Annotated in this window: 11 protein-coding genes; 9 read left to right on the top strand and 2 right to left on the bottom strand. The window is 59.0% G+C overall.

Annotated features, from left to right (window positions below):
- Window positions 1-119: 119 nt before the first annotated feature.
- Window positions 120-329, bottom strand: a complete 210-nt coding sequence (locus GH657_RS13975) for a twin transmembrane helix small protein (RefSeq protein ID WP_153101473.1) — start codon at window positions 327-329, stop codon at window positions 120-122.
- A gap of 87 nt (window positions 330-416) precedes the next feature.
- On the opposite strand from GH657_RS13975, the gene GH657_RS13970 reads away from it, so the two are divergent.
- From GH657_RS13970 to GH657_RS13945, 6 genes are all read left to right on the top strand, one after another.
- A complete protein-coding gene (locus GH657_RS13970) occupies window positions 417-1133 on the top strand; it encodes an SURF1 family protein (RefSeq protein ID WP_153101472.1) in 717 nt (238 codons plus the stop codon).
- A 73-nt stretch (window positions 1134-1206) separates the two neighbouring features.
- Complete coding sequence (locus GH657_RS13965) at window positions 1207-1866, top strand: SCO family protein (protein WP_153101471.1); 660 nt, start codon at window positions 1207-1209, stop codon at window positions 1864-1866.
- A gap of 73 nt (window positions 1867-1939) precedes the next feature.
- Window positions 1940-3028, top strand: a complete 1089-nt coding sequence (locus GH657_RS13960; protein WP_153101470.1) for a COX15/CtaA family protein — start codon at window positions 1940-1942, stop codon at window positions 3026-3028.
- Between the two features lie 57 nt (window positions 3029-3085).
- Window positions 3086-3988: a heme o synthase gene (gene cyoE, locus GH657_RS13955; protein ID WP_153101469.1), complete on the top strand. Its 903-nt coding sequence runs from the start codon at window positions 3086-3088 to the stop codon at window positions 3986-3988.
- A gap of 4 nt (window positions 3989-3992) precedes the next feature.
- A complete protein-coding gene (locus GH657_RS13950) occupies window positions 3993-4610 on the top strand; it encodes an SCO family protein (RefSeq protein ID WP_153101762.1) in 618 nt (205 codons plus the stop codon).
- Between the two features lie 137 nt (window positions 4611-4747).
- Entirely contained in the window at window positions 4748-5560 is an 813-nt protein-coding gene (locus tag GH657_RS13945; protein ID WP_153101468.1) for a MetQ/NlpA family ABC transporter substrate-binding protein, read from the top strand.
- A gap of 116 nt (window positions 5561-5676) precedes the next feature.
- Here the strand turns inward: GH657_RS13945 and GH657_RS13940 are convergent, their stop codons facing one another.
- The gene (locus GH657_RS13940) at window positions 5677-6639 is read right to left on the bottom strand and encodes a bifunctional helix-turn-helix transcriptional regulator/GNAT family N-acetyltransferase (RefSeq protein WP_153101467.1); all 963 of its coding nucleotides are present in this window, start codon (window positions 6637-6639) and stop codon (window positions 5677-5679) included.
- Between the two features lie 544 nt (window positions 6640-7183).
- Between GH657_RS13940 and nagA the strand changes: the two genes are divergently transcribed.
- The 3 genes from nagA to ptsP are packed head-to-tail and all read left to right on the top strand — an operon-like array spanning window position 7184 to window position 11897.
- A complete protein-coding gene (gene nagA / locus GH657_RS13935; RefSeq protein ID WP_153101466.1) occupies window positions 7184-8287 on the top strand; it encodes an N-acetylglucosamine-6-phosphate deacetylase in 1104 nt (367 codons plus the stop codon).
- Window positions 8280-9287, top strand: coding sequence for an SIS domain-containing protein (locus tag GH657_RS13930; protein WP_153101761.1), 1008 nt, complete (start codon window positions 8280-8282; stop codon window positions 9285-9287). The genes nagA and GH657_RS13930 overlap by 8 nt, the downstream gene beginning before the upstream one ends.
- Before the next feature lie 12 nt (window positions 9288-9299).
- On the top strand, window positions 9300-11897 hold the full coding sequence (gene ptsP / locus GH657_RS13925; RefSeq protein WP_153101465.1) for a phosphoenolpyruvate--protein phosphotransferase: 2598 nt from the start codon (window positions 9300-9302) through the stop codon (window positions 11895-11897).
- Window positions 11898-11903 lie beyond the last annotated feature (6 nt).

Genomic DNA, 11903 nt, shown 5'->3' with positions numbered 1-11903 from the left:
CGTTTGTCTTCCAGGGGCGGCTGGTATCGGATGGCATCAGCCTTCTGGCTTGAGATCTGCTGTTCAGGTCGCGGCAAAACCGCGCAGCACGTTGAGACGTGCTGAACGTCTCGGCCTGCTTAGCGTCCGTATGGAATGCCAGTCGATTGAATCCAGCCCATCCAGTGAGCAAACAGGATAAACAGGAAGAGTGAAATCGACAGGCCGACACGCGTAGCGAGCGACCACACCATGCGTTTTGTCCGGCCGCGGTCATGCATCATGAAATAGAGCGCGGAAAACAGGCTGGCGATGATCAGAACGAAAGCGATGGGAACGAGGATGTGCATGGATTTGGCTGAAACCCTGAAACGCAAAAGCAATGCTGCGATTATCGCACTGCCCGTTGTTCGCCGTATCCTCATGAGTCTGGCGTGATGAAGATTCGCTGGCTTCCTGCGCTATTAATCCTTCTCGTCGTTGCCGTGACTGTGCGTTTGGGTTTCTGGCAGCGCGATCGCGCACATCAGAAAGAAACACTGCAAGCGCACATCACGCAGTTCGAACATGCTCCGGCACAGTCAGTCGGTGCAACGCCACTTGTGCTCAACGAGATTGAATTCCATCGGGTGCGTGCGCTTGGCCAGTTTGTATCCGGTCAAGTGGTGTATCTGGATAACCGGCCGTATCAGGATCAGCCGGGTTTTTACGTGGTGATGCCGTTCCAGTTGAAGCAGGGCGGCTACGTGCTGGTCAATCGCGGCTGGCTGCCACGCAACATGAATGCGCGTGAGACCATCGCGCCTTATACAACCCCGTCGGGCGAGATCGAAATCGAAGGTATTGCGCGCGCCGATGCCAGTCGCGCGTTTGAGCTTGGACAGGGCGGCTCGGCGGCGCATCAGCGGATTCGCCAGAACCTCGATGTTCATGCCTACGCAAATGAAACGGGGTTGCCGTTACAGCCGTTCGTGCTGCAGCAAACTAGTGATACGAACGATGGTCTGGTGCGGGACTGGCCTGCACCCAATACAGGGGTTGAGCGCAATTATGGCTACATGTTCCAGTGGTGGGGCATGGCGCTCGCTGCCGTGGCTTTTGGTCTTTATGCGGCGAGGCGTGCCGCGCGCAAGTCCGCTGCCCCAGACGCGTAATTGCATCCGATGCGGTTATGCCTGACGGTATGGCCGAGTTCGCTAACAGATAAGCATTCAATGAGGTTTTGCTGTGTCCACTTCGTCTCCTCCTCCGTCGAAAACGGATTCCCCCGCGGCTGCCCCGTTACCCGGCCAGCCTACAAGCAAAGGTTCATGGAAGCGCGGCCGCTGGATGGTGCTGTTCCTGGCGCTGGTGTGTGCCGCGCCCGTGATCGCATCGTATCTAACCTATTACGTGTTCAAGCCGAAGGGCGGGACCTCAAGCTACGGCACGCTGATCGAGCCACAGCGGCCTATTCCGCCGGCGCTGATGGTGACGGGCGATGATGGCAAACCGCTCAGGCTGGCATCGCTCCGTGGCCGTTGGTTGCTGATCTCGGTTGATAGCAGCGCGTGCGACAAGGCTTGCGTTACCAAGCTCTATTTCATGCGTCAGATCAGGGCTACCCAGGCTGGGCAACGTGAACGGCTGGTTCCTGTGTGGCTGCGAACTGATTCCGCAAAGGTGCCGGATGTGATCCGCGAGGCTTATCCCGATACCGGCATGCTGATTGCCGATCCCGCTGCGATTGCAAAATGGTTGCCTAATGACGCGGGCACGACGATGGTCGATCACATTTATCTGGTTGACCCGAATGGCAACCTGATGATGCGTTTTCCGAAAAATCCGAACCCCAGCAAGATCAAGGTCGATGTGACGAAACTGCTGAAGTTCTCGGGCATTGGCTGACTGACGCATGGCGTCGATGAGGGTGAGTGACAGTTAGAACCAGCAGTTAGAACCAGCCGATAAAGGGTAGAAGATGTTTGTCTTGCAACTGGGCCTGATTGGTTTATGCATTGCGTTGCTGCCGCTGTCGTATGTGTGGGTGAAGGCAGACGACAGCAAATTTCGCAAGCTGGTCTGGGTGACCACTTTTTTAACGCTGGACCTCGTGATGTTTGGCGGTTTTACCCGATTGACTGATTCGGGTCTGGGCTGCCCGGACTGGCCCGGCTGTTATGGCACAGCATCGCCATTCGTCGCGCATGCGGAGATCACGGCGGCGCATCAGGCGCTGCCCAGTGGCCCCGTGAGTATGACCAAGGCATGGATCGAGATGATTCACCGTTATTTTGCGATGGCGATTGGTGTGCTGATCATCGCGCAGACGGTGATTGCATGGGCTGCGCGCTGGCGTCGGCAGCCGCTGCATGTGTCGCCTTGGTGGCCGACGGGGCTGCTATTGCTGATTCTGGTGCAGGGCGCATTTGGCGCCTGGACGGTGACGCTCAAGTTGCAGCCGGCCATCGTGACCTTGCATTTGCTGTTGGGGCTGGCACTGCTTGGTGCGCTGGGCTGGCTAGCCGCGCGTCTGACGCCGCTCCCCACGCCCAACCCGGATGCCACGCGCTGGCAAACCGCGGCGTGGCTTGCCCTGGCATTGCTGGTGGTGCAGATTGCGCTGGGTGGCTGGGTTAGCACGAATTACGCAGTGCTGGCATGTACGGATTTCCCGACATGCAATGGGTACTGGGTTCCGCCGATGAATTTCGAACAGGGCTTTCATTTGTGGCGTGTACTAGGCATGACAGGCGATGGCGAGGTGATTACCCAGGATGCGCTGGTTGCCATTCATTGGACGCATCGCGCTTTTGCTGTTGTAGTCTTGGCCTATCTGGTCTGGTTTGCATTGAAGCTGCGCCGCTTTAGTTCACTGCGGCGGCTAGCCGATGGCGTGCTGCTGATTGTCGTGATCCAGTTTGTCACGGGCTTGTCGAATATCGTTTTACAGTGGCCGTTGCCGGTTGCCGTGGCCCACAACGGCGGGGCCGCGCTGCTGCTGCTGTTGCTCGTTATGCTAAACTTTCGGATCGTCTCCAGCCGTCCCGGCCCCACGATTTCCACTTAATACGCGCCGCTTGAATGTGGTGACAGATGCGCCGCCGCGCCAGCACTCTCCTTCCTCATGGAAACCACTCTCCCTCATACCCTTGGCAGCCGCATCTCGCAATACATTGCGCTGACCAAGCCGCGTGTGACGCAGCTTGCGGTGTTCTGTGCCGTGATCGGCATGTTTTTGTCGACACCTGGCATGGTGCCGTGGACGATCCTGATCGGTGGCACGGTGGGTATCTGGTTGCTGGCGGGCGCGGCGTTTGCAATCAATTGTCTGGTTGAACAGAAAGTCGATGCGATGATGCGCCGCACGGCATGGCGTCCTTCCGCGCGTGGAGAAATTACCCCAGTGCAGATCCTGGTGTTCTCCGCGGTGCTGGGCGGCCTTGGCATGTGGACGCTCTATACCTTTACTAACGCGCTGACCATGTGGCTGACCCTGGCCACTTTTGTTGGCTACGCGGTCATCTACACACTGCTGCTCAAACCCGCCACGCCACAAAATATCGTGATTGGCGGCGCGTCGGGTGCGATGCCGCCGGCACTGGGCTGGGCCGCCGTGACGGGCGCCGTGCCCGGTGATGCGTGGATTCTCGTGCTGATTATTTTTGTCTGGACTCCGCCGCATTTCTGGGCGCTAGCACTGTACCGCCGTAAAGACTACGAAAACTCGGGCTTGCCGATGCTGCCGAATACCCACGGCGAACAATACACACGGCTGCACATCCTGCTTTATAGCGTGATTTTGCTAGCGGTCACGCTCATGCCGTTTATTTCGGGCATGAGCGGCTTGGTGTATCTGGTATCGGCGGTGCTGCTTGGGGCCGTTTTCCTGGCCTATGCCTGGAAGATTTACCGTGAATACTCCGATGCGCTTGCGCGTAAGCTTTTTCGCTACTCAATTGTTTATCTCTCGCTGCTGTTTGCCGCGCTGTTGATCGACCATTACACACGCGTCCTGATTGGCGCGTAATACCATGCTCAAATACCGGTTTGCACGTGCAGTGCGCGTTGCGCTGACAGCCTGCACGCTGGCCAGCGCGGTTCTTGTTGCCAGTTGCGGCAAAGATACGCCTGCGTTCCAGAATGTCGATATCACGGGCAATGTGCAATTCGGGACAGATTTTGCGTTGCCCGATACCAGCGGCAAGATGCGCACGCTGGCGGATTTCAAGGGGCAGGCGGTGGTGCTGTTCTTTGGCTATACGCATTGCCCGGACGTCTGTCCAACCACTTTGGCCGAACTCTCGCAAGCATTGCAGCAGCTCGGGCCGGAGGCCGCGAAGCGGGTTCAGGTGCTATTTGTCACGGTCGATCCATCACGGGATACGCCTGAGCTGATGGCGCAATACGTGAAGGCGTTTAACCCGACATTCGTGGGGTTGCGCCCGGCCGATCATGCCCAGCTCGTCGAAATCACCAAAGCTTTTCGCGTGTATTACGCGAAAGTCCCGGGCTCGACACCGGATAACTACACCATGGATCACACCGCCGCGAGCTACGTATTCGATCCAGCAGGCAAATTGCGTCTTTTTGCCCGCGATGGCCAGGGCCCGGCCCCTTGGGTACACGATCTCAAGCTGTTGCTCGACTAACGTTCTGGCATACCAATATGAGATAGCAGTATTTCACTTCTTGTGACGCGTATGAGAGCATTTGCGATCTTGCTGCGCGGCCTCGTTGTACCGCGGGCGTTTATTCCAATCTGATACTGGGCAAAAGCGAGAATCACATGCAGCGTAGAAATATTCTGAAAGCGTTTTCCGCGGTGGTTGCGACGGTGGCACTTGTTACTAGCGTTGGCGCGCAGGCGGACGACAAGGTCATCAAGGTGGGTACGATTGGCGGCCCGGATGCGCAAATCTGGGCCGTGGTGCAAAAGGTAGCGAAACGCGAAGGTCTGGACGTTAAGGTCATTGAGTTTAACGATTACATTCAGCCGAATGCCGCGCTCGAAGCCGGTGATCTGAACGCCAACAGCTTTCAGCATCAGCCTTATCTGGACAGCCAGGTTCGTCAGCGGGGCTACAAGCTCGTGACCGCCGGCTTAACGTATATTTCACCGATTGGCATCTATTCGAAAAAGCTGAAAACAGTGAAGGATTTGCCGCAAGGCGCGAAGATCGCCGTGCCCAATGATCCATCGAACGAAAACCGCGCGCTGCTGCTGCTTCAGGCGCAAGGCGTGATTCAGCTTAAGGCCGGGGCTGGCACGAAAGGTAATAACGCCACGCCTTTGGACATCGCGGCCAACCCCAAAAAAATCAAATTGATTGAACTGGATGCCGCCCAGTTGCCGCGCGCGTTGTCGGATGTCGATGCTGCTGTGGTTAATACCAATTTCGCACTGGCTGCAGGGCTTGAGCCGACAAAAGATGCCATCGCACTCGAAGACATTCGCAGCCCTTATGCGAACCTGATTGCTGTACGGGCTCAGGACAAGGACAAACCTTGGGTGAAGAAGCTGGTTGCGGCTTACCAGTCTGAAGACGTGCGTCAGTTTATCCGGACTGAGTTCAAGGGCTCGATGGTGCCTTCGTTCTAACCTGGGTTTCTGGCTCTGGCAGGCGATGTCCCGCCGTTAGACCCTATATCCGCCTATCCGCACCTCGCGTCGGATGCTAAAGCGCCCCGAAATTTCCGGGGCGCTTTTTTTATGGCTTATAAACTGCGCCGCCATTCGATCAGCCCGGCGTCGTTTGTTGTTTTAACTGCGTTTGCCTCTGTGGATGCAGCGATGACGTTAGCTTCGGCAGCCTTGGTGACAGGAACGAAGCTCGCGCGTTCGCATAACCGCTGTGCGTCAATCTGGGTTGCCGTGGTGAATAACGTGAGCATCTCGTAATTGGCATCGAGCGCAAAACGTGCGCAGGTTTCGAGCAGCCGGGCCCCGATGCCCACCTTGCGCATATCCGGTTCGACGTAAAACAGGCGAATTTCGGCTATGGAGGGTGAGTATGCCGTGACCAGCGCCGAGCCGACGATCGTATCGTGTTGACAGGCGATCAGGCAGGCTTCCCGCTTTGGATCGTGATTCTGGGCGAATTGCGCGACGGTTTGCGCAAGCTGGCTTTCAAAACGTTGTGGGCAGGCATATTGCGCTGCAAACAGCTGAGCCTGGCGATGCACGATCCAGCCAAGTTCTCCCGGGCGAGGTGCGCGAACGGTGATATCGCCGCGCGGCAATTGATCGTCGAGCAGGCGCTCAATGGTTTTCATTGCACAGAGCAACTGGCTTTGCGAGGAGGGGGTGAGGCGAGCGAGTAATGCGGAGACTTCGTTGATCGCCGCCGTTTCCAGCGGTTCATAGGCGGCACGTCCGTCATCGGTGAGTGCTAGCAGCGACTGGCGGGCATCGGTGCTGGATGGACGGCGCGTAATCAGGCCGCGATGTTCGAAGCTGGTCAGCAGGCGGCTCAGATAGCCGCTATCGAGCCCGAGATTACGGGTCAGCACCGATGCTGTTTCCGCTCGGCCACATGCAATCTCTCGTAAAACACGGACTTCAGTGAGCGAAAACGGGCTTTTTTGCAGGCGCTCATGCAGCACGCCAATATGTTGTGTGTAGAAGCGATTGAAGTGCCGGACTGCTTCCGCTTGTTCTAGGGAAATGGGTGGGTTCAACGGTAAGTCTCCGTAAAATCTTTTGTCGTGAGGTCCGATGACGCAGGAGCCTGTTGCAGATAAGAACCTATCTTAAAGTGGTATGCAACTAGGTGGCATTTTCGAGATATTGGTTCCGCATCGAAGATTTGGCGGCAACATCGGTTAAATAGTGTTTTATATATGCAAAATGCATTTAATTTCGATAAATACAAATCAAAAAATTTTCTTGCCAAATTCAATCAAAACAGCAGAATCGCCTGCCTGTAAAGGCTTGGAGGGGAATACCCGGTGTCCGCTTCAGCCCATCAAACTGGTATTTGACTGGTTATATAATGGGCTCCGTTTTTTGCCGGAAATGTTTCATTCATTGGCGTCGCAGGGTTTGCCGCAGGATTCAAGAGCCTTTTCCTGGCTATCTTTATCAATATCTATGGCTGTCAGGGTGGCTCATGCCGTGGGCGGCCTAACCCCCTGTCATACGCGCGCTCATGCATGTATCAGACCGTGTACATCAATTGAGTGAGATATCACGCACACGCATCAGGCATCATCAGAGAGACCCATGCTGACTGGAAACATACTCACCACTGAAGGCTGGATTAACGGCACGCTTGAATACAAAAACGGCCGGATCACGGCGTTGACGGGCGAGCGCGTTGATCCTTCGGATAATGACGCGCCTTACATCCTGCCGGGCTTCATTGATCTGCATGTGCATGGCGGCGGCGGCGCAGACGTGATGGATGCCGGCGCCGCGATTCAAACCATCACCCGCACGCATGCTCGCCATGGAACGACAAGCCTGCTGGCTACCACGATGACTGCACCGCGTGACCAGTTGATGAACGTGGTTGCGGGTCTCGGCGATATCGTGCGCACGCGCGCGCCGGGCGGTGCACGTGTGCTGGGCGTGCATCTGGAAGGCCCTTATATCAATCCAGGCAAACTCGGTGCGCAACCTGACGCGGCCGTAACGGCCGTGCTGGATGAGGTGCTGAAGTATCTGGCGATTGCCCCGATCCGGGTGGTGACGCTGGCGCCGGAAATCTCCGGCCATCTGCACATCATTGCAGAGATGGCGGCGCGCGGTGTCCGCGTGCAGCTTGGACACTCGCTTGGCACTTACGACGATGCCGTGGCCGCGCTTAAACACGGCGCCTGCGGCTTTACTCATCTGTTTAACGCGATGTCACCGCTGCATCACCGCAATCCTGGATTGGTGGGCGCGGCGTTGGCGCATGCTGAATTCGCGGAAATCATTCCTGACCTGTTACACGTTCATCCCGGCGCGATTCGCGCGGCGCTGCGGGCGATTCCGCGTTTGTACGTCGTGACTGACAGTACCTCGGCCACGAGCATGCCTGACGGTGAATACCATCTGGGCAGCCAGCGCGTGACGAAATGTCTGGGCGGCGTCCGTCTAGCCGATGGCACGCTCGCAGGCAGCACGCTGACGATGGATCAGGCGTTGCGTAACCTGGTTTCGCTGGGCTTGCCGCTAGCGGATGTTTCCAACCGTCTCTCGCGTTATGCGGCTGATTACCTTGGCATCGAAGATCGCGGTCGCATTGTGCGTGGCGCGTGGGCTGACTGCGTGGTGCTGGATCGTGAGCTGGCCTTGAAGGCAACCTATGTCGAAGGAGAAGCAATTGTCAAAGATGCTTGATGAAGCGTTGGCCTGCCCGGATGTCGTGGCTGCACAGTTAGCGGATATGTCACGCGTGGAGGCACTTGCGCGCAAGCTCCTTGAGCAGCCGCGTTATGTCGCGCTGACGGTTGCACGCGGCAGCTCGGACCACGCGGCGAGTTATTTCGCCAGCCTGACCATGAGCCGCGTGGGGGTTCCGGTGGCATCGCTGCCGATGTCCGTGGCGACCCTGCAGCAAGCCCCCTTGCGTGTTTCGGGTCAGCTTGCCCTGGCTTTTTCCCAGTCGGGCAAAAGCCCGGACCTGATTGGCACGATGAGCGCCTTGCGCGCGGCAGGCGCCTTGAGCGTCGCCGCCGTGAATGCTCCCGGTTCGCCGCTGGCAGAGGCTTGCGAATGGCATCTGCCGTTACTGGCGGGCCCCGAGCTGAGCGTGGCGGCGACCAAAAGCTATATAGCGCTGCTCTCGATCTCCGCTCAACTGGTGGCGCATTGGCAAGGTGACGAGGCGCTACTCACAGGGCTCAAAACCCTGCCGGAAGCGTTACACCAGGCAGGAGCACTGGACTGGACGCGGGCCGTGGACGAATTGCATGACGTCGAACGCATGATTGTGATCGGCCGTGGGCTTGGGCTGGCGATTGCCCAGGAGGCCGCGCTCAAGTTCAAGGAAACCTCGGGTATTCAGGCTGAGGCGTTTTCGAGCGCCGAAGTGCGCCATGGCCCGATGGAGTTGATCGAACGTGATTATCCGTTGCTGGTGTTCGCGCCGCGCGGGCCGGAGCAGGCGGGCCTGATTCAACTGGCGCGCGACATGCGGGCACGGGGCGCGCGAGTATTGCTGGCCGCGCCTCACGATGTGGCGGAAGCCAACTTGCCGCTACTCTTGAGCGCGCATCCGGCGCTGGATCCGATTGCTGCGATTCTTCCGTTTTATGTCATGGCCGCAGATCTTGCCGCTGCACGTGGGCGTAATCCCGATGCGCCCCGTCATCTAAACAAAGTCACCGAAACCCACTGAGCGAGATAGCGCATGCGACGTGCTGATGAATCCCGTTTGATGAATCCCCCTCTGGATCAGACTGTTTTGCTCGCGCCTCTGAGCGGCCCGGTCGTGCCACTGGCCAACGTGCCGGATCCGGTATTTGCTGGCGGCATGTTTGGTGACGGCATTGCGATCGACCCGTTGGCTGGCATGCTGGTGGCGCCTTGCGCTGGAACGGTGACGCACCTCGCGCGCACCGGCCATGCGTTGACGCTGTTGACAGCAGAAGGCGCCGAAATTTTGCTGCACATTGGAATTGATACGGTGGCGCTGAAAGGAGAAGGTTTCACGCCGAAGATCGAACAAGGTGCGACGGTCAGCTGTGGCGAGGTGCTGATCGAGTTCGACCAGGATTTTGTGGCGTGTCATGCGCCTAGCCTTGTGTCGGTGATCGCGGTGGCCAATTCGGATGCGTTCGAAATCATTGAGCGGGCTCAGGCTGGCATGTTGCATGCGGGTCAGACGCCCTTGCTCGTGTTGCGGGCGCGCAGCAATGCGAGCGCAGCGAAGGTGGCTGATGCTGCCGTCGCGCCATCGTCGCAGGCGGCGGCGCAAGCCGTGCGTCAGGCGCTCACGCTCACGCATATGGGCGGGCTGCATGCACGGCCCGCGGCGCGGGCGCGTGAAGCCGTGCGGGGTTTTGAGGCGCGGGTCGAGGTGCATTTTGCAGGGCGTCATGCACCCATCGAAAGTGTGGTGGGTCTGCTGGGTCTCGGCGCGGGTGAAGGCGCGACTATCGAACTGGTTGGCACGGGCGCACAGGCGGCTGCCGCAGTCGACGCGGTTGTACGCGAGCTGACGCGTGCAGCGCCAGGCGAAGCCGAAGAAAAACCCGCACGTCAAATTTCTCCGCCGCCTGCGGTGTTGGGGGCGGGAGAGCCGCTGCCGCCCAATACCCTGGCGGGCGTATGCGCAGCCCCGGGCATCGCGGTCGGCACGCTGGTGCGCTGGAATGATATGGATCTCGATCCACCGGAAAAAGCCAACGGCACTTCCGCCGCCGAAAGCCGGATGCTCGACAAGGCTCTGGCGGAGGTCGATGCCGAGCTCAACGCCACAGTGCGTGATGCCTCGCAGCGTGGCGCGGTGGGCGAGGCGGGGATTTTCGCGGTTCATCGCGTGCTGCTCGAAGATCCCGCGCTGCTGGATGCCGCACGCGATCTGGTTAGCCTGGGCAAAAGCGCGGGTTTTGCCTGGCGCGAAGCGATCCGCGCGCAGATCGCGGTTCTGGCCAAAATCGAAGACACCTTGCTGGCTGAACGTGCCGCCGATTTGCGCGATATCGAAAAACGCGTGCTACGCGCACTCGGCTATTCAAATACAGCGGCGCGTGTATTGCCTGCCGAAGCGGTCCTCGCTGCCGATGAATTCACGCCGTCCGATTTGTCATCGCTGGATCGCTCGCGTGTGATGGCATTGCTGATGGCGCGCGGCGGAGCGACTTCGCATGCCGCGATCATCGCGCGTCAGGCGGGTATTCCTGCGCTGGTGGCGCTGGGCGATGCGTTGCATGCGCTTCCCGATGGCATTCAGGTGGTGGTCGACGCCACACATGGGCGGCTCGAACATGCGCCTACCGCACTCGATATCGAACGCGCGCGGCTTGAGCGCACGCGCCAGGCAAATGTGCGCGAAACCAACCTGCAGACTTCCCGGCAAACAGCGGCGACGGCCGATGGCCGCGCCATCGAAGTCGCGGCCAATATTGCCACGCTCGAAGATGCGCAGGTGGCACTGGATAACGGTGCGGATGCCGTGGGTTTGCTGCGCACGGAACTGTTATTTATTCACCGCCAGACGGCCCCCAGTGTTGATGAACATCGTCAGAGCTATCAGGCGATTGTTGATGCCTTGCAAGGGCGCACGGTGATTATTCGCACACTGGATGTCGGGGCCGACAAGGAGGTCGATTACCTGACGCTGCCACCTGAGACGAATCCTGCGCTGGGTTTGCGCGGCATCCGTCTGGCGCAGGTGCGCCCCGATTTGCTGGATACCCAGTTGCGCGGTCTGCTGGCAGTGCAGCCGGTGGGCCGGGCGCGGATTCTGTTGCCGATGGTGACGGATGCAGGTGAGCTGATCCATCTGCGGCAGCGCATTGACGAGCTGGCGCGAGAAACAGGCCGCGAGGGTTCGATCGAAGTCGGCGTGATGATCGAAGTGCCATCGGCGGCGCTGCTTGCCGATCAACTGGCGCGGCATGCGGATTTTCTGTCGATTGGTACCAATGACCTGACGCAATACACCTTGGCGATGGATCGCTGCCAGGCCGATCTGGCGGCGCAGGCCGATGGTTTGCATCCTGCCGTGCTGCGGCTGGTGGAGGACACCGTGAAGGGGGCGCACAAGCATGGTAAATGGGTGGGCGTGTGTGGCGCGCTAGCAGGCGATCCGCTGGCGGTACCGCTGCTGGTTGGGCTTGGTGTTACGGAGTTGTCGGTAGATCCGGTGTCGGTGCCAGGCATCAAGGCGCGGGTGCGCAAACTGGATTACGCGCTGTGCCGTCAACGTGCCCAGGATGTGCTGGCGCTGGAGTCAGCCCAGGCCGTCAGGGCCGTGAGCCGCGAAACCTGGCCGCTCGACTGAGCGCGG

This window comes from Paraburkholderia hayleyella (assembly GCF_009455685.1).
In the GTDB taxonomy this organism is placed as follows: Bacteria; Pseudomonadota; Gammaproteobacteria; order Burkholderiales; family Burkholderiaceae; genus Paraburkholderia; species Paraburkholderia hayleyella.
This window is presented reverse-complemented; position numbering and strand designations above follow the sequence as displayed.